Origin of the sequence: Paenibacillus sp. PCH8 (assembly GCF_002968835.1) — a bacterium.
Lineage (GTDB): Bacteria > Bacillota > Bacilli > Paenibacillales > Paenibacillaceae > Paenibacillus.
Genome location: NZ_PKQK01000001.1, coordinates 215,004 through 238,518, shown reverse-complemented (window position 1 = coordinate 238,518; position 23,515 = coordinate 215,004). Strand labels below are relative to the sequence as shown.

Below are 23,515 nucleotides of genomic sequence, written 5' to 3'. Positions count from 1 at the left end.
TAGGTTTGAACGGATGGAATGCGTTATGTTTACTTCTATATATGTAAGTAATAAGTGCATGTGAAAGAGGATAATGGAAGACAGTCAAATAAATTATAATTAAATGTTGCAATTAGTGGAATGACATGATATATTATTAATCCGGCCAAGAAAACACGGTTACACGGTGTGGCAAGCGAGTGAATAAGCTTCGAAAGAAACTTAAAAAAAGAACTTGCAAAGTTGGTTCGGACATGATATTATATAAGAGTTGCTGAAGAGAACAACGTTCGGTAACGAAACAAGTTTGATCTTTGAAAACTGAACAACGAGTGAGTAAACATTCTGCTTGCAGAATGAACGTGAAAGTTAGAGACAAGCCTTGGCTTGAATCGGCTGGAGCACAAATGAGATTTTTAATCTCGTCAGATTCAAAATGAGCATATCGCTCTTTTCAAATACTTGAGATGATTTTTATAGCGTCTAACCACGCTACTGAAATTCATCTTTTATTGGAGAGTTTGATCCTGGCTCAGGACGAACGCTGGCGGCATGCCTAATACATGCAAGTCGAGCGGACTTGAAGAGAAGCTTGCTTCTCTGATGGTTAGCGGCGGACGGGTGAGTAACACGTAGGCAACCTGCCCTCAAGTTTGGGACAACTACCGGAAACGGTAGCTAATACCGAATAATTGTTTTCTTCACCTGAAGAGAACTGGAAAGACGGAGCAATCTGTCACTTGGGGATGGGCCTGCGGCGCATTAGCTAGTTGGTGAGGTAACGGCTCACCAAGGCGACGATGCGTAGCCGACCTGAGAGGGTGATCGGCCACACTGGGACTGAGACACGGCCCAGACTCCTACGGGAGGCAGCAGTAGGGAATCTTCCGCAATGGGCGAAAGCCTGACGGAGCAATGCCGCGTGAGTGATGAAGGTTTTCGGATCGTAAAGCTCTGTTGCCAGGGAAGAACGCTTGGGAGAGTAACTGCTCTCAAGGTGACGGTACCTGAGAAGAAAGCCCCGGCTAACTACGTGCCAGCAGCCGCGGTAATACGTAGGGGGCAAGCGTTGTCCGGAATTATTGGGCGTAAAGCGCGCGCAGGCGGTCATTTAAGTCTGGTGTTTAATCCCGGGGCTCAACCCCGGATCGCACTGGAAACTGGGTGACTTGAGTGCAGAAGAGGAGAGTGGAATTCCACGTGTAGCGGTGAAATGCGTAGATATGTGGAGGAACACCAGTGGCGAAGGCGACTCTCTGGGCTGTAACTGACGCTGAGGCGCGAAAGCGTGGGGAGCAAACAGGATTAGATACCCTGGTAGTCCACGCCGTAAACGATGAGTGCTAGGTGTTAGGGGTTTCGATACCCTTGGTGCCGAAGTTAACACATTAAGCACTCCGCCTGGGGAGTACGGTCGCAAGACTGAAACTCAAAGGAATTGACGGGGACCCGCACAAGCAGTGGAGTATGTGGTTTAATTCGAAGCAACGCGAAGAACCTTACCAGGTCTTGACATCCCTCTGATCGATGCAGAGATGTATCTTTCCTTCGGGACAGAGGAGACAGGTGGTGCATGGTTGTCGTCAGCTCGTGTCGTGAGATGTTGGGTTAAGTCCCGCAACGAGCGCAACCCTTATATTTAGTTGCCAGCACATCATGGTGGGCACTCTAGATAGACTGCCGGTGACAAACCGGAGGAAGGTGGGGATGACGTCAAATCATCATGCCCCTTATGACCTGGGCTACACACGTACTACAATGGCCAGTACAACGGGCTGCGAAATCGCGAGATGGAGCCAATCCCAACAAAGCTGGTCTCAGTTCGGATTGCAGGCTGCAACTCGCCTGCATGAAGTCGGAATTGCTAGTAATCGCGGATCAGCATGCCGCGGTGAATACGTTCCCGGGTCTTGTACACACCGCCCGTCACACCACGAGAGTTTATAACACCCGAAGTCGGTGGGGTAACCGCAAGGAGCCAGCCGCCGAAGGTGGGATAGATGATTGGGGTGAAGTCGTAACAAGGTAGCCGTATCGGAAGGTGCGGCTGGATCACCTCCTTTCTATGGAGAATCGTTTCCCGAGTGGAAACATTCAAATAAGCAGGTTCTTTTAGAACCTGCACAGCGATTCATTTCGGTTCATCACTTTGGTGTGGATGAAATGGAAAGCACAAGCAACTCACTCGTTGCTCAGTTTTGAGAGCTCAAACTCTCAAACAGCTTGCTTTTGCATGGAGCTTGTTCTTTGAAAACTAGATATCGAAACGAAATTTTGCGAATTAGAACATTCCTTTAAGGGATGAATGTTTGTTTGGTTCAAGTAACCGATCAACAATCACCCTAGCTGATCTTGTGTAAACAAGTGAAGTGTTTATAAGGTAGATAATTGCTGTTGTGATGGTATCGAATGGGAGCGACTTTTGGCTTTGGACGTAGTCCAAAACAAGGGAAGCGAGCGGTCGAAACCGGAGCAAACTGGTTAAGCTACTAAGAGCACACGGAGGATGCCTAGGCGCTAGGAGCCGATGAAGGACGTGGCGAACAACGAAACTGCCTCGGGGAGCTGTAAGCAAGCTTTGATCCGGGGGTGTCCGAATGGGGAAACCCAGCTGGGGTAATTTCCAGTTACTCATAACTGAATACATAGGTTATGCAGAGGCATACCAGGGGAACTGAAACATCTAAGTACCCTGAGGAAGAGAAAACAATAGTGATTCCGTCAGTAGCGGCGAGCGAACGCGGAGAAGCCCAAACCAGAGAGCTTGCTCTTTGGGGTTGTGGGACGTCTCACATGGAGTTACAAAGGAACCGATTAAGCGAAGAGGTCTGGAAAGGCCCGCCAAAGAAGGTAAAAGCCCTGTAGTTGAAAGTCTGTTCTCTCCGAGACGGATCCCGAGTAGTGCGGGGCACGTGAAACCCCGTATGAATCCGGCAGGACCATCTGCCAAGGCTAAATACTTCCTAGCGACCGATAGTGAAGCAGTACCGTGAGGGAAAGGTGAAAAGCACCCCGGAAGGGGAGTGAAATAGAACCTGAAACCGTGTGCTTACAAAAAGTCAGAGCCCGTTTTAGGGGTGATGGCGTGCCTTTTGTAGAATGAACCGGCGAGTTACGTTCCCGTGCAAGGTTAAGGTGAAGAGCCGGAGCCGCAGCGAAAGCGAGTCTGAATAGGGCGACATAGTACGTGGACGTAGACCCGAAACCGGGTGATCTACCCCTGTCCAGGGTGAAGGTGCGGTAACACGCACTGGAGGCCCGAACCCACGCATGTTGAAAAATGCGGGGATGAGGTGGGGGTAGCGGAGAAATTCCAATCGAACTCGGAGATAGCTGGTTCTCCCCGAAATAGCTTTAGGGCTAGCCTCGGAAAACAGAGTCGTGGAGGTAGAGCACTGATTGGGTGCGGGGCCCGCAAGGGTTACCAAGCTCAGTCAAACTCCGAATGCCATAGACTTACTTCCGGGAGTCAGACAGTGAGTGCTAAGATCCATTGTCAAAAGGGAAACAGCCCAGACCATCAGCTAAGGTCCCCAAGTGTGTGTTAAGTGGGAAAGGATGTGGAGTTGCACAGACAACCAGGATGTTGGCTTAGAAGCAGCCACCATTGAAAGAGTGCGTAATAGCTCACTGGTCGAGTGACTCTGCGCCGAAAATGTAACGGGGCTAAACACGCCACCGAAGCTATGGCTTGATGCAATGCATCAGGGGTAGGGGAGCGTTGTATAAGGGTTGAAGGTGTACCGTAAGGAGCGCTGGACATTATACAAGTGAGAATGCCGGTATGAGTAACGAAAAGACAAGTGAGAATCTTGTCCGCCGAAAGCCTAAGGGTTCCTGAGGAAGGCTCGTCCGCTCAGGGTAAGTCGGGACCTAAGGCGAGGCCGAAAGGCGTAGTCGAAGGACAACAGGTCGAAATTCCTGTACCACCGTAAGCCGTTATGAGCAATGGGGGGACGCAGTAGGGTAGTGACGCGGACTGATGGATGTCCGTCTAAGCAGTAAGGCTGATGTGTAGGCAAATCCGCACATTACTAAGGCTGAGCTGTGATGGGGAGCGAAAATTATAGTAGCGAAGGTCATGATCTCACACTGCCAAGAAAAGCCTCTAGCCAGGTGATGGTGCCCGTACCGCAAACCGACACAGGTAGGCGAGAAGAGTATTCTAAGGCGCGCGGAAGAACTCTCGTTAAGGAACTCGGCAAAATGACCCCGTAACTTCGGGAGAAGGGGTGCCCCGGTAGTGTGAATAGCACGAGGGGCCGCAGTGAAAAGGCCCAAGCGACTGTTTAGCAAAAACACAGGTCTGTGCGAAGCCGTAAGGCGAAGTATACGGGCTGACGCCTGCCCGGTGCTGGAAGGTTAAGGGGAGTGGTTAGGAGCAATCCGAAGCTGTGAACCGAAGCCCCAGTAAACGGCGGCCGTAACTATAACGGTCCTAAGGTAGCGAAATTCCTTGTCAGGTAAATTCTGACCCGCACGAATGGCGTAACGACTTGGGCGCTGTCTCAACGAGAGATCCGGTGAAATTTTAATACCTGTGAAGATGCAGGTTACCCGCGACAAGACGGAAAGACCCCATGGAGCTTTACTGCAGCTTGATATTGAATTTGGGTACGATCTGTACAGGATAGGTGGGAGCCTTTGAAACGTGAGCGCCAGCTTGCGTGGAGGCAACGTTGGGATACCACCCTGATCGTATCTAGGTTCTAACCTGGTACCGTAATCCGGTGCGGGGACAGTGTCAGGTGGGCAGTTTGACTGGGGCGGTCGCCTCCTAAAGAGTAACGGAGGCGCCCAAAGGTTCCCTCAGAATGGTTGGAAATCATTCGAAGAGTGCAAAGGCATAAGGGAGCTTGACTGCGAGACCTACAAGTCGAGCAGGGACGAAAGTCGGGCTTAGTGATCCGGTGGTACCGCATGGAAGGGCCATCGCTCAACGGATAAAAGCTACCCTGGGGATAACAGGCTTATCTCCCCCAAGAGTCCACATCGACGGGGAGGTTTGGCACCTCGATGTCGGCTCATCGCATCCTGGGGCTGAAGTAGGTCCCAAGGGTTGGGCTGTTCGCCCATTAAAGCGGTACGCGAGCTGGGTTCAGAACGTCGTGAGACAGTTCGGTCCCTATCTGTCGTGGGCGTAGGAAATTTGAGAGGAGCTGTCCTTAGTACGAGAGGACCGGGATGGACGTACCGCTGGTGTACCAGTTGTTCCGCCAGGAGCACCGCTGGGTAGCTATGTACGGAAGGGATAAACGCTGAAAGCATCTAAGCGTGAAGCCCCCCTCAAGATGAGATTTCCCAGTATGTAAGACCCCTTGAAGACGACGAGGTAGATAGGCTGGGGGTGGAAGTGCAGCAATGCATGGAGCTGACCAGTACTAATCGGTCGAGGGCTTATCCAATATGCAAGTGATAAATCGCAAATTTTGTTTCGAATCTAGTTTTCAGAGAACAAATGCTCTGAAATGAAAATTGGTACATCACAGAACGTGTGTATGATTTTCAGTTCCATATTTGATTTCAAGAAGCTATGCTTCGACAAATCACGTTTGGTGGCGATAGCGGAGGGGTTCCACACGTACCCATCCCGAACACGACCGTTAAGCCCTCTAGCGCCGATGGTACTTGGACCGCAGGGTCCTGGGAGAGTAGGACGCCGCCAAGCAATTTAAAGACACACTTGAATCATTGGAGTGTGTCTTTTTTATTTTCAAGAAAGTTATATACAAATTGCATCTTCTAATATAAATGGAGAGCTAGACTTACAGGAAACTGAATGTCATTTTTTTCATTCAGATCTAAATGATGAAGATGCTACATGACAGACGCTTTTTATAGTTGTCGTTCCGATTTGACTTGTTATATACATAAAATACTGGCGTTCTGATCCTCAAAGCTGTGATACAATAGGTGAGGTCTATATAGAAACGGAAACACGCATATGTACGAGGAGGAACAGTAAACACGATGAAATCAGCCCCGTTTATTGCCGTGGAAGGCCCCATCGGAGCGGGAAAAACAACGCTGGCAACGATGCTTTCCCATGAATTGAACCTTCCGCTAGTTAAAGAAATCGTAGAAGAGAATCCATTTCTGGCTTCCTTTTATCAGGATATTGATGAGTGGAGCTTCCAGTTGGAAATGTTTTTTCTGTGTAACCGATTCAAGCAACTGGAGGACACAGGTGCTCATTACGTAGAAAGTAATGCCCCTGTTATTTCGGACTACCATATCTATAAAAATATGATCTTTGCAGATCGTACCTTAAAGGGAACGAAACGGGACAAATATCGTCAAATCTATCATCTGTTAACGGATGACCTGCCGAAGCCCAATCTGGTGCTCTATATTGAAGCTGAACTGGATACGTTGATGTACCGCATTAACAAACGTGGTCGCTCTTTTGAGCAGGACATGGACCCGGGATATATGGAACAATTGATCGCCGATTACAAAACAGGAATGGACTATCTGGCTAATGGCTCGAATCCGCCGTTAATCATTAAGGTTAATGCGGAGCAACTCGATTTTGTGGAACATCCTGAACACTTCAGGCAGATTGTTAATCAGGTAAAGGAGTATATCATATGAATAACTATGGCATTCCATCGAATGCATTAATTACGGTAGCAGGTACGGTTGGGGTAGGTAAATCCACGTTAACTGCGGCACTTGCACAACGTTTGAATTTCAAGACCTCTCTGGAGCAAGTCGATCATAATCCCTATCTGGAGAAGTTCTATCATGACTTCGAGCGCTGGAGTTTTCATTTGCAGATTTATTTCCTGGCAGAACGCTTTAAGGAACAAAAGAAGATTTTTGAACTGGGTGGGGGATTCGTACAGGATCGTTCCATCTATGAAGATACCGGCATTTTTGCACAGATGCATGCGGATCAAGGAACAATGTCTGCCACAGATTTTGAGACATACAGCAGTTTGTTTGAAGCGATGGTGATGACGCCTTATTTCCCACATCCAGATGTGCTGATCTATCTGGAAGGCAGTCTGCCGTCGATTCTGAACCGGATTACAGAACGTGGACGCGAGATGGAAATCCAAACGGATCGTTCGTATTGGGAACACATGCATGAACGTTATTCGGTATGGATTAATCAGTTTACGGCCTGCCCTGTACTGCGCTTGAACATTGATGAGTATGATGTACATGATCCGGCATCGGTGGATGCCATTCTGGCACAGATTGCAACTGTCATTCACCCTTCCAAGGAAGCGCAAGTATAAGGGAGGAACTCTGTTTTAATGTTAGCTGTCTGACTTATGCCATGTTATCCCCAATGATGCTAATAACCATAAACATCCCTTTTACGGCGATCAGTCTGCTGGAAGGGATGTTTTTTACGTACCGAGGAAGTGATGAAGAGATATTCTGAACAAATGTAAATTACGGAGTCGGAGTGAATATGTAACTGGATACCTAATATATCTATCCTAATCCTAATGAATTTATCGTCACATAAAGTAGAAAGTTGTTGAAAAATATACATTTTTGTGGTTTCATAGGAAAGGTTATTTCTGGAAAATAAGCATAATCATGACTCAGGAGGGAAAGAAAACGTGGAAGAGAAACAAGGAATTAAAATAGGTATGCCAATCATTGGCGGCTTGATTGCAGCAATTCTGGGAGGAATTGTATGGGCAGCTATCGCAGCAATGACCGAGTATGAGGTAGGACTAATTGCTATTTTGATTGGTGCGCTCACAGGTTACGCAGTAGTACTGTTCTCGAACAAACGGATTGCGACGGTACATAAGGTTATTGCGGTTATCTTTGCGCTCGTCGGCATTCTGCTAGGTAAATATCTGACGGTAGTTTATTTTACTTCCGAACTGTTTGGTGATGTAAGCGTGATGGAACTCGTGTTTGATAGCGAGATGATCAGTGCGTTCGTGGAAACTTTCCAGGAATATTTCAGTCAACCCATCGATCTGTTATTCATTGTGCTTGCGATTGTGTCTGCATGGCAGATCCCTGGCCGGATGGCGAGAACCAGCCTAGCCACGGATGCCTCTTCATCGGATCACGCGCCAAGAGCTTAATCTGATGGTCTGTGGAATGCACAATGGATAAACACAGAACAGAGAACACAGGGACGTAGGGGAACGTAGTAAAAGGATCATCTTCATTGATCTAAACATGAATCATAAAATACTCGGAGTGAACAGCATGAAGGCTTGTTCATATTGCGGCTGAATGACTTGGAGATACACCAAAGGGACGTAATGCCTGAGGGCGTACGTCCCTTTGGTGTATAAACCGGGCAGTATATGGAATAAAGTGTCTCGCGGCGAATGCAATAACAAAGTTAAGGTTCAACTAAAGTAGAATGTAACCCACCAAGTAACTCAGATAACTCAAATAATCGAATTAACCTAGGTAACTCAATTAATCCATGTAACTTAGGTAACCCAAGTTAAATATAATAATATCTCAAGTAGAATACATGAGGTTCCGTAGGAGAAAGGATATGTCTTGAGGGTCTTTTCAATGTATAGCCTAATGACAAGAAAAGACTTTCATCTTACCTTCATAAGAGACAAGTTCATGTATCTAGATTCACGTATGCAATGCATATCTGATGACAATGAAAGATGAATAATCTGCATGTGGATGTAAACATGACTCTATCTAAATTGAACTTAAAATATATAAGAGAATGGAAAGGACAGAAATAACCTGGAGAAGCGAAATGTCCGGCTAGTTGCTTTCTAAAATAAAGCTACATTGCAAGCATATGCTATCCCCGGATTTTCAACGTTAGTAGAGTGAATTGAAAAATCTGAGGATAACAGCGATGGGAAGGTTGTTCTGTAATTGAAGGGGTACGTGTACATATTTTTGAAGTCAATTTATATAGATGATTTGTTTTGATCCGCAAATACAGCCATGGCATCTCGCATGAATGCTGCTAATCCTTGGCCAAATTGATCAATATTGTGTGTGAAACGTTCGTCATCCACATACATCTGACCCAGTCCTCTGAAGGCCTCAGGCGAGTAGTTACCCATTTGATTTAAATAGTCGTACCATGCTTTGATTTCGGTCTGAGCGTCAACAGATGATGGTTCCGTGTGGCGAATTGCAGCCAGTCGATAATAGATTTCGTTCATTTGGTCGGCCAGAGCTTTAGGATTCTTGAAAGTCTGGTTATGCAGTTTTTGGTTTGCCTGTTCGACAGCTTGGTCCCCCAGCGCTCCCGAGCTTCCTGTTCATATGGATTTTGACAGAAATCAAATCCTTCAAATTGTTCTTTGGTGGTCATTATAATTTCTCCTCTCATGTGTAGCACGGTCTTATCAATGGTAGCAATCATATGGTCCAAGCGCTGGCGCTTCTCCAACAGAATGAGTCGATGCATATGAAGAGTTTCCTCTGGATTGAAGGAGGGATCGGTGATGATGTTTTTGATATCCTTCAGAGAGAAGTCCAGTTCCTTGAAAAACAAAATTTGCTGCAACCGTTCCAGGTTGGCATCTGAGTATAATCGATATCCGGCCGATGTCACTTCGTCCGGGGTTAATAATCCAATTTCATCATAATGATGCAGTGTGCGCACACTGATCGAGGCAAGCTCGGCAACTTCTTTTACTTTCATGGCCATGATTGAAACCTCCTTACAACACCGATTGTACATTGTCACGTTACGTGAGAGTCAATATGTAAAATAAAGATGCGAGCTGGGTGACCACCTTTGGCTTGAAACAGGGCACCGTGTGCTGGGATCTACACGCGGTGCGAAGAGGCTACTGCATCTTGTTATGGAGGAAGCGGGGCTATGCCTGCTTCCCATGCACTGCCGCAGCGAACTGCGAAGCCGCTGCGCGAACGTCGGCCGCGCCCGCGATGGCGGAGATGACGGCTACGCCGTCGGCTCCAGCCGCCATCACGGCGGCCGTGGTATCGGGCGTAATGCCGCCGATACCCACCACCGGAACTGCGATGCCTGCGGCGCGCAGTTCCAAGATCCCTGCGGGGCCCAGCACAGCGTGGGCATCCGCTTTGGAGCGCGTCGGGTACATGGGCCCGACGCCAAGGTAATCGGCGCCCGTTTGCACGGCACGGCGCGTCTCATCCACGGAGTGTGCGGATACGCCAAGCATCCGCCCTTCTCCAATGCGGGCGCGTACCAGCGCCGCGTCCGCATCGTTCTGGCCGACATGCACGCCGTCGGCCTCCACCGCTACAGCCAGCTCCACATCATCGTTCACGATGAACGGGACCCCGTGCTGGCTGCACACCTCGCGAAGCCGCATTGCAAGCGTCATGCGGGCTTCGCCCGTCAGGGCACCAGTTCCCTTCTCACGGAACTGGAACAGCGTGATGCCGCCAGCAATCGCTTGACGCAGTACATGCATCGGGTCTTGCGTTGTATTGACGCTGCCCATCACCAAATACACCCGCAGCGCGCGCCGTACCGCTTCTGCATCCCAATCGCGCATCATCGCTCACCCCGCTGTCTGCGCTGATACGCAAAATGATTCGTAGGCCCATGTCCGGCCCCAATCCCCAACTCATCTTCAATGGCTGCCTGAATGAAAGCTCGCGCGGTCGTGACGGCAGCCATAACAGATGAACCCTTAGCCAGCTCCGCGGTGATGGCAGCAGAGTAAGTGCATCCCGTTCCGTGCGTGTGGCGAGTAATCACACGAATATTCTCCAGATAATGAAAATGCTCTCCATCGTAGAGCACATCAATAATCATGCCGCTACCCTCATCATGGCCTCCTTTGACCAAAGCATACGTCGAGCCCATCTGCACGATCTGCCTTGCGGCTTCTTCACGTTGATTCATATTGGTAATCGACATCCCGGTTAGCAATTCCGCTTCCGGAACATTGGGTGAGGTAATCAGGGCATGGGGCAGAAGCTGCGTAACCAGCGTATGTACAGCTTCCTGCTGGAGCAGGGGAGCACCGCCCTTAGCAACCATAACGGGGTCGATGACCAGATTAGACCAACCATAGTGTAGCCATTTCTCGGCGACCAGCCGAATGATATCTGCGCTGTAGAGCATACCGGTCTTCACCGCATGTGGATGGAAGTCTTCTCCGATCGAGTCCAGTTGCTGGGCAACACCAGCGTAAGTGATGGGGAATACTCCCTGCACGCCTGTGGTGTTCTGCGCAGCTATAGCTGTGATTACCGTCATACCGTATACCCCGAGTTCCTGGAACGTTTTCAGATCGGCTTGAATCCCGGCGCCGCCCCCGTTATCGGACCCGGCTATGGTGAGTGCTTGTGCAATGCTCATACTGCACCTCCACGAATCTGGCGACGCTGTGCTCGCTCTGCCAAGAGGTCTGGAGTTACTTGTGACAGTTGATTCAAGAATTCGATCTGGAAGCTGCCTGGCCCCTGATGAGACGTAAGCTCTGCTGCCCGTTCAGCTGCTACGCCGTATAAAGTGAGAGCTTCAACCACACTGATCAACAGATCAGCTCTGGATTCGGCAATCGCTGCAAAAGCGCCAATGACAGAGCTGAGCAGACAACCTGCACCAGTGACCTGAGTGAGCAGGGCATGTCCATTGCTCGTAATAAATGTGGTTTGTCCATCGGTAACAATATCTTCTCTTCCAGTAATAACCACAACACAAGCGAGCTTCCGTGCTGCTCGCTCCGCAATCCCAACTCGGTCGCCAGATCCTGCTCCTGCATCCACACCTTTCATACTCCAATTCTCGTTGATTACATTGGCGATCTCCGCCACATTGCCGCGTAATACCGTTAGGCGAAGCTCGCGAATGAGCATCTGAACCGTTTCTGTACGATACGATGTTGCCCCTGCGCCGACTGGATCAAGTACAACGGGGACATGATGTGCATTGGCGGATTGTCCAGCCAGTCGGATTGCATGAACGACCTGATCATCCAGTGTGCCAATGTTCAGCACAACCGCTCCAGACATACGGGCAACATCAGCGACTTCCTCATGCGCATAAGCCATAAAAGGCGATGCACCAAGGGCCAGCAGACCGTTGGCTACAAAGGGAGCTACCACCAGATTCGTGATATTGTGGATCAACGGATTGTGAGTACGTACACATTGCAGATAAGACATGACAACGACCTCCTATTGTTGTGACCAGGATACATTTGTAAGTATCTTTGCTATCTGAATCCATTTCATAATACCTTTAGCTGCTTCAATCAAGGCTATATAAGTTGAACTAATCATTTACACGATAACGGAGAGGACAGAAAAAACCTCAAAATACGAAGCGTTCGCCTAAAAGCTTTCTGAAAGAAAGCTGCATCGGAAGCATACGCTATCACCGGATTTTCCCTTGCGAGAAGGGAGTCCAAAAAATCTGGGGATAACAGCGATTGGAAGGTTATTCTGTCATCGTAGTGTCCGTGATTCTTCTCTGTCAGGCAGACGTAAAAAGCCCCACCCATTTCCGGAGAAATGAGTGGGGCTTTGTGTTCAATAACCAAAGAAATTTCATCATACATGTATGTATCATGAAAAGAATGATGTGTATTGAAAGGCCGCTCCACTTCCCTCCGCTGGTATAATCCAGATCAGGTTCAAAGGGTCCAAATCAACGATTCGTCTCAGCCATCAGGCTCCCCCAGTGCATTGTTCAACATATTCAGTTATGGTCTCAGCATATATCACACTCCGGCAAAATGTAAAGAGTAGAAACATGAATATGCTGTCGTAATCCACTGCTGATTACAGCTCTTAATGGCAACAGTTGACTTGATTCCATGCCATGTCAGGTCATTGTACTGAGATACGCCCATTTGTAATTACGCAGGTTCGATGATCAGCTTTCATCATGATTGTGCCGAACGTATGTTGTTCCTTGATTTCCAGCCCTATTTGATCTGATAACGCAGTTGGTGGGAGCAAAGGGGAGAGTCATATGATTCTGCCAGCCTGTTCCCGGATTTACCTTAGCTCGTGAACCCGATATAATGGGGATGGCGCATATTGGCCGGATCACAAATGCAGGTGGGATTGTTTTCCCTCCTAAGCAGAATGGGGACCCGAGTTGAAAACGTTCAAAAAAGTATATATTGAGATCACAAGTATCTGCAATCTGGCGTGCAGCTTCTGTCCGCAGACACAGCGTGCCAAAGGATTTATTGACCCTGAAGTCTTCAACAATATACTGGATCAAGTTAAACCACATACTAACCATATTTATTTACATGTCAAAGGTGAACCCTTGCTGCATCCCAAAATTGATCTACTGCTTGATTCCGCACATGAGAAGGGACTCAAGGTAAACATTACAACCAATGGTACGCTGCTACCTAAGACGCAGCATAAATTGCTTGGTCGACCTGCGCTGCGCCAGATGAATTTTTCACTGCACAGCTTCGATGGGCATGAAGGTTCAACAGACCGTGAGGGGTACTTGAGGAATATTTTATCGTTTGTACACGAGGCCGTGAAACATAATGTCATCATCTCATTCCGACTGTGGAATCTGACGCAGAATAACTTCACGAACGCTCAGATGAATCGAAACCGGGAGACACTTGAGGTACTGGAAAAGGAGTTCAATCTGGACTTCCGTATTGAGGAAAAAGTAGTTCCAGGCAGCGGGGTCAAAATTGCTCCGAATGTATACCTGAATCAGGACCATGAGTTCCAGTGGCCAAGTCTGGATGCACCCGAAGATGACGGCAAAGGTTTCTGCCATGCGCTTCGTAATCAGGCAGCTGTCCTTGTGGATGGAACGGTGGTTCCATGTTGTCTCGATGGTGAGGGTGTAATTAACCTGGGTAACGTACACGAGAAGTCATTCTCGGAGATTATTGAGGGTGAGCGAGCGAACAATCTGGTCTATGGTTTCTCCAAGCGGGAAGCTGTGGAAGAGTTGTGTCGAAAGTGCGGTTATCGTCAGAGATTTGGAGCCTGATATCTTATATCAGCAAGCCAGAAGCCATTCAAGATCACACATTTGGAGACAAATGTAGTGGTCTTTCTTTGTTACCGGGGATTAAGTGAGAGGTACATACGTTACAAATGAGCATACCAGAGGTTGATATCAGCATATTGCTTGAGAGACTTAGCATGCAAAAAATGCCGATATGACAGGGATTGTGCGATGTCATGATATATCTGATCTAATGATTATTCTATTCACCTTCCTTATTTGGTAGGATTAGGTTGTGGTTCGGACAGAGGTGCACCTCTGACGAACTTCCAGTACAAGCCCAGGCTTGTATGCTACCAAAAAACGAGAGAATAAGGGAGGAATAAAGTTATGAAAAAAATGTTGACGTTGTTACTGTCCGCCGGTCTGGTTGCTTCCGTATTTGGTGCAGTTCCGGCTGCGGCTGCGCCTACAGTTGTAAATTCAACTATTGTTGTTCCAAAGGGCACGACCTATGATGGTCAAGGCAAAACATTTGTAGCTAATCCCTCCACACTGGGCGACGGATCTCAAGCAGAAAATCAGAAGCCAGTTTTCCGTCTGGAGGCAGGGGCCACGCTCAAAAACGTAAACATTGGATCACCAGCTGCTGATGGTGTTCACTGTTATGGCAACTGTAATATATCGAATGTAGTCTGGCAGGACGTGGGCGAGGATGCACTGACATTGAAGTCTGCCGGAACGGTCAACATTACTGGCGGAGCAGCGTACAAGGCCTATGATAAAGTGTTCCAGATGAATGCGGCTGGAACAATTAACATCAAAAATTTCCGTGCAGATGATATTGGCAAACTGGTTCGCCAAAATGGTGGAACTTCCTTCGCAGTTAACATGACGCTGGATAACTCCAACATTTCCAATGTAAAAGATTCGATTTTGCGTACAGACAGCAGCACATCACAAGGGAAAATTACGAATACCCGTTATTCCAAAGTACCAACGTTGTTCAAGGGGTTTGCTTCAGGGAAAACGAGCCAGTCTGGGAACACGCAATATTAAGAACAGGGATACCTTGGAATACGGATTGAAGGCGTGTACGGATAAGGTAGCTATTTCACATCGTGAAGTATGTCCAAAAGGCATCCAGGGGGATGCCTTTTCCTATGCCAACTTTTGAGTTTTGTAGAGACCATTGCCACAAATACCCATCTGTTGTACATTAGAAGCAATGAAATAAGTGAACCGGGAGCTCAATGAAGTTGGGCTGAGAGAGTGGACTTGTGCCGCTGACCGTAGATCTGATCTGGGTAATGCCAGCGTAGAGAACATGGATTTACAATGTGCAAGGGTGAAATGTGTAAACAAAGAGGATGAACAACAGGACTTCTTACAGCTGTGGTGGTTTTCTGCCTCAACGGAGAGGGCATGGTTGATATTCCGTCTTTTTGACATCCATCCAATACATCATTGTAAGGATTGTATACTGTGCGTATGGCCTGCCCGGAACCGGGGAGGCTTTTTTTGTTTATTTTATAATCCAAGGGCACAGAGGAAGGAAGTAGAGAACATGGCAAAAGCAGTACGCAGCAACAGATTGAAGTTAACGGATATTCTGGTAACCATCGTGATCGCCGTTGTATTCGGGGTGATCTACAAAATATGGGGACCTACGTATGACCTGATGAAACCATTCGGTGTTCATGCGGAGCAGATGATCTACGGCATGTGGTTTATGGCGGGTACGTTTGCTTTTGTGATCATTCGTAAGCCAGGTGTAGCCATTCTTGCTGAGGTTGCAGCTTCAACGGTGAGCGCTTTTCTGGGGAGTGAATGGGGTATGTCCACACTTGTATATGGCCTGTTGCAGGGACTGGGAGCCGAGATATTCTTCGCTGCATTCCTGTATCGTAAAACCAATCTGTTTGTCACCTGTCTTGCAGCCATAGGAGCCGCAGCGGCTTCGCTTTTGCTGGATTATCAGTACGGGTATATTGATTCACTCTCGGCTTGGAATTATACGTTATTTATCGGATTCCGCTTCATTGGAAGCATCTTGATTGCAGGAGTGTTCGCTTATTATCTCGCCAAAGCATTGGAACTGACCGGTGTAACGCGTTCACTCAGACCGGTATCCAAGCAAGATTATGAGGCTCTGGATTAGATGAACGGGGAAGAGAATTCGCAAACGGTAAGTGTGACAAATCTAAGATGCAAGTTCCCGGGAGAGAAAGCCTTGGTATTTCAAGGCTTGTCTCTTTCTGTGCGTCAAGGAGAGAAAGTGCTGTTGCTTGGCCCAAGTGGCTCCGGTAAATCGACGTTATTGCAAATTTTGAGCGGTCTGATACCACGTTCGGTTGAGATTCCGATGAAATGTGATGATATTCATGTTCCCGCCAAAGCAGGAGTGGTCTTTCAAGATCCGGATACCCAGTTCTGTATGTCCTATTCGGATGAAGAGATCGCATTTGTTCTGGAAAACCGAAATATTCCGCGTGAAGAGATGCCTGCTCTGATTGAATATTATCTGAAACAAGTGGGGTTATCCTTTGAACAGAATCGGATATGGATCCAGTCCATGTCTCAGGGGATGAAGCAGCGTCTTGCCATTGCTTCGATGCTTGCCATGGACCCGGAGGTATTGTTTCTGGATGAACCCACTGCACTGCTGGATGATGAGGGGACTTCCCAGGTGTGGGATACCGTCAAACGGATCGCTAGTGACAAAACAATCATCATCGTTGAACACAAAATAAACGAGATTGTGGATATGGTCGACCGCATCATTGTGTTATCACCTGAAGGAAAGATTGTGGCGGATGGGCCAGCACAGCAGGTATTTACGGATGAACGGGGTAAGCTGAAGGCTTATGGAATCTGGTATCCAGGCATATGGGAGGAGCAAGAGCAGGCAGCTAAGGAAGAAGAGGGAAGTGCTTCTGGAGAGCCTCAAGTGTGTGTGGATCACGGCATCTCAAGTTTGGAAGCACAGCAATCGTCTGGCTTATCCGATACACCGGGTATATCCCCCATATCTCACGTCTCATCCTTATCGCCTGTATCACCCGCCTACCACCCAGCACTCAAAATGCAACATTTCACTGGATGGCGTGGGAAAACACCGTTCATTCAGGTGGAACAGGCCAAGGTATGGCACGGAGATTGGATTGGTGTTGTGGGCGCCAACGGAGCTGGAAAAAGTTCGTTGTTGTTATCCATGATGAATATTCTGAAAACGACAGGTCAATATGATGTGGAAGGTCAGTCTTCCGGCAAAACGGAGCAGATCGCAGATCGTATTGCTTTTGTATTTCAGAATCCGGAATTTCAATTTGTGACCAACACCGTTGTGGAAGAAGTGGGATTCTCCTTGCTTGGAGGCAGGCTTACAGCGGAAGAACGACGCGATAGGACAGATCATATGCTGGAGCAATTCGGACTAAGCGACCTGTCGGAGCGGCATCCCTACCAATTATCGATGGGACAGAAACGACGCTTGAGCGTTGCTTCCGCACTGGTGAGAGAGCAACGGATTCTGCTGCTGGATGAGCCTACATTTGGGCAGGATGCCCGCAATACGTTCGCTATGTTAACTCAGCTGGAGCAATTGCGGCGTGAAGGAACAGCCATCGTTATGGTTACCCATGACCGTGAAATTGTGAACCGGTATTGCACCCGTATCTGGAAGGTGGATGACGGGAGGTTAATGGATGCAGCTGTCGTTTCCTCACCGTGAAACCTGGCTTCATGCCGTCAATCCGGGATTGAAGGTGATTATCCTGACGTTCATGTTTGTCGTCGTCATTCTCATTCATAATCTGAATGTGATGGCAAATGTCGCAGTGGTCATGTTGTTGTTATTGTGCTGGACAGGTCACCCGTGGCACAGATTGTTACTGTATGCATCACCATTCATTCTGGTATTTATCTCCACCACTACAGGTATGATGATGTTTGGTAAGGGTGAGACCACATGGTTCAAGTGGGGACTGATTCATGTAACAGAAGAGAGCTTCTATCGAGGGTTGCATCTGGGATTTCGATCGCTGAGCATGGCCGCGGCTGGCTTGCTCTTCGGACTGACCACCAAGCCGGTCCGATTGTTCTATTCCCTGATGCAGCAGTGGAAGCTTCCGGCTAAATATGCCTATAGCTTTCTGGCTGCGATGCGTATGATCCCGATCCTGCTGGATGAATTCCAGACGCTCCGTTATGCGATCCGTATTCGTGGAACCCACCAACGCAGCTCTCGCTGGAACGTGTATGGTACGCTGAAGCGTTATGCCATTCCGCTGCTTGCGCAGAGCATTCGCCGTGCACAGCGAATGGCAGTCGCGATGGAGGCGAAGGGGTTCACGGAAGGCGCGAGCCGGACGTATTACATTCAGATCGGTTATTCCCGGACAGATCTGTGGTTTGTTTTTTATTATATCCTCGCTTTAACAGCTGCTTATTTCGTTGGAATCTCCTTTCCTTATCATTCAATGATGGTGGATGTGAGGTAATACTGGGGGATGGGGAGAAATATATTGGAGTAAAGGTAACTTTTCCCTGTCCGATGCGTCTTTATTGGAAATAACTTCTAACGGATGGGGATGAACAAACGTGAAGACGGGTCCTGACTGGCAGAGAATGGGGTACAAGTGGGTTACCCTGACTGGATTATCGGCTGTGCTTTTGACGGGATGGATTCTGCTGGACGCCAATAGGGTAGCGCTTGGAGGACAAGTCTCGACTACAACTCCACAAGCCTTGGGGGCAGGTTCTCAATCCTCTTCGCTACAGCTTGCCTATAAACAAGGAGATACGGTTACGCTCATGGCCGACATTCCTCTATTCAACCATAGAATGGATAGCAGCGTGGCCGCTGATCTGATGAGAATAGAATCCTATTCCACAGGTAAAACAAAATACAAAGTATCTTCTATTCGCGGAGAATGGATTCAACTGAATGAACCCGGTGAAGGAAAGTCCTGGGTACCCACATGGTATGTGTTGAAGGAGAGCAAAAGTATAAAGAAGACGCCTCTTCAAAACTTCACGCTCCAGGCAGGCAGCAAGCTCTACTTGTCTCCAGATAGTTCTGAAACCTGGATCTTCGACAAAGCTCTGACGGATCAGGCCATTATTGTTGCAGAGTGGAAAGGATGGTATGGCGTCTCTATTGCTCCACAAATTTGGAATAAAGAATCGTCTACATATCGACCTGCACTTCTGTGGATGAAGGAACGGGATATAGAGCAGCGTTCGAAAATAGCTGAAGGTTGGTTCAGTCAGGGTGCGGCCCAGTCGACTTCGGCTGTGCGCCATATGACAGATATAAGGTTGAACACAGCTACAACCTCCAAACAGTTGGAACAATGGCTTGGAGCACCGGATTGGAAAGAACATTCGAGCAATTTGAATGATACCGGTTATGCGATGAGTATTGGAAATACCTGGCGTTATGAGCGGGAAGATGCACAATTTCTGGTGACCTTCAACAAGAATGGCAAGCTGGTCAGAACACGCTGGAATATACCACTGGATAAGCGAAATAATGTAGTGCCGGACGGGAGCTTCAATCGGTTGAGAGAATACGAATTCACGACCAAGATCGCAGGCAAAGTCTTACCAACTACGCTGCCTTGGGAACCGGTATGGGCCAATCAAGGCGATCTGAATTATACCTTTTTGCAAGCGGGTACCGATGATGTACTCCTCATGAAAGGGGATGACGGTGGATTCAGCGGCATGCATTATGATAGCTCGATATATGCTCTTGACCGCCATACAGGTCGGAAGTTATGGAGGGTACATGCTGGATTTGGAGCAGATCAGGCGCAGCTTAATGATGAACGTAATACGGTTACGATCTTTACAAGCTATAATCTGGACGATAAGAAATACAAAGACCGCGTTCGCCAGTTAAGGCTCAATGATGGACATGCACTCTGGGAGTACAATCCCAAACAAGAGGCGAGGATTACTACGATAAAATCGGCAAAGAACGTTGTGATCGTAGAAAGTGCAGCAGCCGAAGGTTCAAGTAATGGCCGAATTCATGTGCTTAACAGTGCGAACGGCAAAATGTTATGGACACGGAAGCTAAGTAAGGGATATCAATTGTTTAACAAGAGTGCGGACGAGGCATATGTGCTGTATTGGGAGAAGAATCAATTGGTCGCAGCAGACCCGTTGTCGGGTCGTACCATCTGGCGTATTAAGACTGGAAAACCCACTATGGACCATCCTGAGACTGATCCCTATTTTGATGGAATATACCGCACTGATCCGTTTGCTTCAGGACTGTCTGAACGTTGGATGCTGCTGAGAGATCAGTGGGTACTGCTGGACCTGAACACAGGTGAAAAACTTGCGCAATTCCCTGCCCGATACGGACAGCAATTCGAAGTGCTGAATGATGGCATGGTGCTGATTAGGGAAAACAAGAGTGGTGGAACATATGGTGATTACGAAGATTATACAACCCTATTGTACGATGCAAAAATTGGGAAAAATCGGTGGACGTTGAACGGCAAGATTGAACGAGGACTGGTGGAAGACGGTCAGTTATATGTGATTAAGAACGGATATCCGGCTGCATTGGATTATGAAACGGGAATGACACGCTGGAACGCCAAAGATACGATTAGATCTCTCAAATATCCCACGAACCAGGGAAGTTATCTGGTGATTGACGATCAATTGCTGTTGCCCATGGATGAGAATCTGCTGGTGTTGAATAAAACGGATGGATCATTGCTGGGTCGTGTATATGACGTTGTGATGGGAAGCCCGGAGCACCGGGATCGGTATGCGAAGAATGGAACAATCAATCGGATTGGAAATGAAGTCTATGTTGGTTCGTCCAATGGACGTTTTAGTGTATATGAGGCCAACCGCCTGCAGGGGGAGATCTTCCCTTAAAAGCTTGTTTCATGTGGGATGTTGATTTATTATGAATGAACAGGATTGCTCGCGCTCCGGTTATCGGCTGTGCGGGCTTTCTTCATGTGTTCTTGAAGAACCATGCATGATTATTCACGGGAGGATTCTCCATGATTTCATTATATGGTGTAAGCAAACGGTATAACGAACGCGGTTTACGTGCAAATCAGGGATTTGAAGCATTACGCTCGGTGTCCCTCGAAGTGGGACAAGGAGAAATCCATGGCGTTATAGGCTTGAGCGGTGCAGGCAAGTCCACACTTCTGCGAATGCTCAACGGATTGGAGAAACCTGATGGGGGTGAGGTCATTGTAAATGGGCAGCACCTGACCGGGATGGATGAGCGCAGTCTGCGTCAGGCACGCAGGTCGATTGGCATGATATTTCAGCACTTCAACCTTGTCAGTAATCGAACGGTGAGTCGCAATGTCTGTATGCCTCTGGAACTGGCTAGTATATCCCGCACGCAGCGACTTGAACGTGGGCTGGAAGTACTGCGATTTGTTGGGCTGGAAGACAAATCGGATCAATACCCTGCGCAACTTAGCGGCGGACAGAAGCAGCGGGTGGCTATTGCAAGAGCTCTTGCGAGTCGTCCGGATGTGCTGCTCTGTGATGAACCAACATCGTCGCTTGATCCACAGACCACAAATGGAATCCTTGATGTGCTGCGTCATATCAATGAAACGCTGGGTGTGACCATTGTCGTTGTTACGCATGAGATGGAAGTGGCCCGAAGATTATGTCACAGGATATCGATTATGAAGGATGGAAGACTCGTTCGTACGTTGTCTAAAGTGGAAGTGAGCAGTATGCCCGTTCCACAGCCTGATCTGCTGACCTCCTTGCTTGCGGGTGACGAATACGGGCTGACCGGTTCGTCTTGGTTCCGTCAGACAGAACTGGAGGACAAGTCATGAGGTTACCTGAATCTGTGCTGAAGTATCAGCATGAGATATGGCAGGCGATCGGGGAGACTTTTGTCATGGTGGGCATCTCCATTGCGGCAGCTGTCCTGATCGGACTGCCTCTGGGCACACTTCTGTACTTATTTCGGAGAGGACAACGGTATGCGAATCCGACGTTGTCCTTTGTACTCGGCAGTGTCGTCAACATCGTTCGTTCGTTTCCGTTCTTACTGCTGGTTGTATTCATGATTCCATTCACACGGATTGTCGTTGGTACTTCCATTGGTACACTGGCGGCAACCGTTCCACTCTCGGTCATTGCGATAGCCTACTACGCCAGACTGGTGGAACAAGCGTTGCTTGATGTACCGAGGGGAGTGGTCGAAGCTGCTGCTTCCATGGGGGCATCGACCATGCAGCTGGTACTGAAATTCCTGTACGTGGAGGCACGATCTGGCCTAGTACTGGGACTCACCACAGCTACCATTAGCTTCATCTCCTACTCGACGGTGATGGGCATTGTAGGCGGCGGGGGGGTTGGCGATTTTGCCATTCGCTACGGTTATCAGCGCTTTGAGACGGAGATTATGGTATTTACGATCATCATTATGATTATCCTGGTACAGATGATTCAATTCACAGGTAGCAGACTGTCCCACTGGCTGGATCGCAGATCCTGAGATGAGCTGGTACAGTCAAGCAGAGTAAAGCACACGACACCAAGGCACAGTTCAGTACAATGTAAGGTGAGTACAGTTACTCGTGTGGTAACATATGTACCGTAGGCTCAATCACTAAGAAAAACGAAAACAGATTACATGATAAGGGGTAAATATTAGATGAAAGCAAAAATGATATTCATGTTGCTCGCAGTGATGCTGGTCGTAGCTGCTTGCGGACAAAAAGAAGAAACACCTGCAGCTGAAGGAACCAAGGAAAACAGCCAGGCCGAAGAAGTTACACTAAAGGTAGCGACATTGATTCCACCGATGACTGATGTACTGGATATTGTAAAGCCGTTATTGAAGGAAGATGGCGTTAATCTGGAAGTGGTGGTACTTTCGGATAATGTTCAACCGAACACTGCACTGGCACACAAGGAAGTGGATGCGAACTTCTTCCAGCACGTACCATACATGAATCAGTATAACGAAGCGAACAATGCCAACCTGGTGGCTGTACAGCCAATCTACAACGCCATCTATGGAGGCTACTCCAAAAAGTACAAATCCATTGACGAATTGCCAGATGGTGCAACGATTGCGATTGCTAATGATCCTTCCAACATTGGTCGCTCTCTAGTGATGTTGGAGCAGAATGGATTGATTAAGTTAAAAGAAGGCGTGGCTTTCAATGCTACACAGGCAGATATCACTGAGAATACGAAGAAATTCAAGTTCGCGGAAGTGGATCTACTGATGCTGGCTCGCATGATGGATGATGCCGATCTGGTAGCCATGACGCCGGCATATGCCAGTCCGCTTGGTCTCACGCCTAAGAAGGATGCGCTGTTAACCGAGAAGGATGATTCCCATTTTGCCATTACCCTGGTTGCCCGTGAAGATAACAAGGATTCTGAAGCCATCCAGAAGTTGGCTAAACGTATGGCGGGTCCGGAAGTCAAAGCATTCTTCGAAGAGAAATACGCAGATATTGCGATCCCGGCATTCGAATAAATAAGTGTTTGATATTTCATGAAGATCTGAGCGATAGTGCTCGGATCTTTTATTATGGGATTCTTTAGGCGTGTTAACAACTATTTAGAAACTTAACAATTTGGATATATCCCTGATTAACTTTATTTAATAGTTTGTCCGTATAATTGGTATCAAATTAGTTCTAT

Annotated in this window: 15 protein-coding genes, 3 rRNA genes, 1 pseudogene and 1 riboswitch; of the genes and pseudogenes, 15 read left to right on the top strand and 4 right to left on the bottom strand. The window is 47.9% G+C overall.

What is annotated here, in order from left to right; translation table 11 throughout:
- The first annotated feature begins 488 nt into the window (after positions 1–488).
- The 6 genes from C0Q44_RS00985 (at position 489) to C0Q44_RS00960 (ending at position 8,042) form a co-directional block, all read left to right on the top strand.
- A 16S ribosomal RNA gene (locus C0Q44_RS00985) occupies positions 489–2,042 on the top strand.
- 416 nt (positions 2,043–2,458) lie between these two features.
- Positions 2,459–5,384: ribosomal RNA gene (locus tag C0Q44_RS00980) — 23S ribosomal RNA — on the top strand.
- A 146-nt stretch (positions 5,385–5,530) separates the two neighbouring features.
- Positions 5,531–5,647 (top strand): 5S ribosomal RNA (gene rrf / locus C0Q44_RS00975).
- Together the 16S, 23S and 5S rRNA genes form the textbook arrangement of a ribosomal RNA operon.
- Positions 5,648–5,949: 302 nt before the next feature.
- The gene (locus C0Q44_RS00970) at positions 5,950–6,573 is read left to right on the top strand and encodes a deoxynucleoside kinase (RefSeq protein WP_105405657.1); all 624 of its coding nucleotides are present in this window, start codon (positions 5,950–5,952) and stop codon (positions 6,571–6,573) included.
- On the top strand, positions 6,570–7,226 hold the full coding sequence (locus C0Q44_RS00965) for a deoxynucleoside kinase (protein WP_105405656.1): 657 nt from the start codon (positions 6,570–6,572) through the stop codon (positions 7,224–7,226). Before C0Q44_RS00970 ends, C0Q44_RS00965 begins: the two co-directional genes overlap by 4 nt.
- A gap of 333 nt (positions 7,227–7,559) precedes the next feature.
- Positions 7,560–8,042, top strand: a complete 483-nt coding sequence (locus C0Q44_RS00960; protein ID WP_258166113.1) for a hypothetical protein — start codon at positions 7,560–7,562, stop codon at positions 8,040–8,042.
- Positions 8,043–8,852: 810 nt separating this feature from the next.
- Here C0Q44_RS00960 and C0Q44_RS00955 read toward each other — a convergent pair.
- The 4 genes and pseudogenes from C0Q44_RS00955 to thiM all read right to left on the bottom strand — a co-directional run bounded on the left by C0Q44_RS00955 (position 8,853) and on the right by thiM (position 12,063).
- Positions 8,853–9,604, bottom strand: a pseudogene (locus C0Q44_RS00955) (MerR family transcriptional regulator).
- 172 nt (positions 9,605–9,776) lie between these two features.
- Entirely contained in the window at positions 9,777–10,442 is a 666-nt protein-coding gene (thiE, locus tag C0Q44_RS00950) for a thiamine phosphate synthase (RefSeq protein WP_105405655.1), read from the bottom strand.
- Positions 10,442–11,254 carry a bifunctional hydroxymethylpyrimidine kinase/phosphomethylpyrimidine kinase gene (gene thiD / locus C0Q44_RS00945; protein WP_105405654.1) on the bottom strand — a complete coding sequence of 271 codons (813 nt, stop codon included), beginning with the start codon at positions 11,252–11,254 and terminating at the stop codon, positions 10,442–10,444. The genes thiE and thiD overlap by 1 nt, the downstream gene beginning before the upstream one ends.
- On the bottom strand, positions 11,251–12,063 hold the full coding sequence (thiM, locus tag C0Q44_RS00940; RefSeq protein WP_105405653.1) for a hydroxyethylthiazole kinase: 813 nt from the start codon (positions 12,061–12,063) through the stop codon (positions 11,251–11,253). Before thiM ends, thiD begins: the two co-directional genes overlap by 4 nt.
- Before the next feature lie 424 nt (positions 12,064–12,487).
- Positions 12,488–12,589: riboswitch (TPP riboswitch) on the bottom strand.
- A gap of 414 nt (positions 12,590–13,003) precedes the next feature.
- Between thiM and C0Q44_RS00935 the strand changes: the two genes are divergently transcribed.
- The 9 genes from C0Q44_RS00935 to C0Q44_RS00895 all read left to right on the top strand — a co-directional run bounded on the left by C0Q44_RS00935 (position 13,004) and on the right by C0Q44_RS00895 (position 23,348).
- A complete protein-coding gene (locus C0Q44_RS00935) occupies positions 13,004–13,879 on the top strand; it encodes a radical SAM/SPASM domain-containing protein (RefSeq protein WP_105405652.1) in 876 nt (291 codons plus the stop codon).
- A 348-nt stretch (positions 13,880–14,227) separates the two neighbouring features.
- Positions 14,228–14,896, top strand: coding sequence for a pectate lyase (locus C0Q44_RS00930; protein ID WP_105405651.1), 669 nt, complete (start codon positions 14,228–14,230; stop codon positions 14,894–14,896).
- 508 nt (positions 14,897–15,404) lie between these two features.
- Positions 15,405–15,998 (top strand): ECF transporter S component, encoded by a 594-nt coding sequence (locus C0Q44_RS00925; protein WP_105405650.1) that lies wholly within the window; start codon positions 15,405–15,407, stop codon positions 15,996–15,998.
- Complete coding sequence (locus tag C0Q44_RS00920; protein WP_105405649.1) at positions 15,999–17,570, top strand: ABC transporter ATP-binding protein; 1,572 nt, start codon at positions 15,999–16,001, stop codon at positions 17,568–17,570.
- Positions 17,545–18,339, top strand: coding sequence for an energy-coupling factor transporter transmembrane component T family protein (locus C0Q44_RS00915; RefSeq protein WP_105405648.1), 795 nt, complete (start codon positions 17,545–17,547; stop codon positions 18,337–18,339). The genes C0Q44_RS00920 and C0Q44_RS00915 overlap by 26 nt, the downstream gene beginning before the upstream one ends.
- 100 nt (positions 18,340–18,439) lie before the next feature.
- On the top strand, positions 18,440–20,743 hold the full coding sequence (locus tag C0Q44_RS00910) for an outer membrane protein assembly factor BamB family protein (RefSeq protein WP_105405647.1): 2,304 nt from the start codon (positions 18,440–18,442) through the stop codon (positions 20,741–20,743).
- A 131-nt stretch (positions 20,744–20,874) separates the two neighbouring features.
- Complete coding sequence (locus tag C0Q44_RS00905; RefSeq protein ID WP_105405646.1) at positions 20,875–21,684, top strand: methionine ABC transporter ATP-binding protein; 810 nt, start codon at positions 20,875–20,877, stop codon at positions 21,682–21,684.
- Positions 21,681–22,352: a methionine ABC transporter permease gene (locus tag C0Q44_RS00900; RefSeq protein ID WP_105405645.1), complete on the top strand. Its 672-nt coding sequence runs from the start codon at positions 21,681–21,683 to the stop codon at positions 22,350–22,352. Before C0Q44_RS00905 ends, C0Q44_RS00900 begins: the two co-directional genes overlap by 4 nt.
- 159 nt (positions 22,353–22,511) lie before the next feature.
- A complete protein-coding gene (locus C0Q44_RS00895; protein ID WP_105405644.1) occupies positions 22,512–23,348 on the top strand; it encodes a MetQ/NlpA family ABC transporter substrate-binding protein in 837 nt (278 codons plus the stop codon).
- Positions 23,349–23,515 lie beyond the last annotated feature (167 nt).

What these genes read in the sequence shown, in the direction of transcription:
- C0Q44_RS00970 (WP_105405657.1), top strand. Translation starts at nt 5,950, where the DNA reads ATGAAATCAGCCCCGTTTATTGCCGTGGAAGGCCCCATCGGAGCGGGA.
- C0Q44_RS00965 (WP_105405656.1), top strand. Translation starts at nt 6,570, where the DNA reads ATGAATAACTATGGCATTCCATCGAATGCATTAATTACGGTAGCAGGT.
- thiE (WP_105405655.1), bottom strand. Translation starts at nt 10,442, where the DNA reads ATGCGCGATTGGGATGCAGAAGCGGTACGGCGCGCGCTGCGGGTGTAT.
- thiD (WP_105405654.1), bottom strand. Translation starts at nt 11,254, where the DNA reads ATGAGCATTGCACAAGCACTCACCATAGCCGGGTCCGATAACGGGGGC.
- thiM (WP_105405653.1), bottom strand. Translation starts at nt 12,063, where the DNA reads ATGTCTTATCTGCAATGTGTACGTACTCACAATCCGTTGATCCACAAT.
- C0Q44_RS00930 (WP_105405651.1), top strand. Translation starts at nt 14,228, where the DNA reads ATGAAAAAAATGTTGACGTTGTTACTGTCCGCCGGTCTGGTTGCTTCC.
- C0Q44_RS00925 (WP_105405650.1), top strand. Translation starts at nt 15,405, where the DNA reads ATGGCAAAAGCAGTACGCAGCAACAGATTGAAGTTAACGGATATTCTG.
- C0Q44_RS00920 (WP_105405649.1), top strand. Translation starts at nt 15,999, where the DNA reads ATGAACGGGGAAGAGAATTCGCAAACGGTAAGTGTGACAAATCTAAGA.
- C0Q44_RS00915 (WP_105405648.1), top strand. Translation starts at nt 17,545, where the DNA reads ATGCAGCTGTCGTTTCCTCACCGTGAAACCTGGCTTCATGCCGTCAAT.
- C0Q44_RS00905 (WP_105405646.1), top strand. Translation starts at nt 20,875, where the DNA reads ATGATTTCATTATATGGTGTAAGCAAACGGTATAACGAACGCGGTTTA.
- C0Q44_RS00900 (WP_105405645.1), top strand. Translation starts at nt 21,681, where the DNA reads ATGAGGTTACCTGAATCTGTGCTGAAGTATCAGCATGAGATATGGCAG.
- C0Q44_RS00895 (WP_105405644.1), top strand. Translation starts at nt 22,512, where the DNA reads ATGAAAGCAAAAATGATATTCATGTTGCTCGCAGTGATGCTGGTCGTA.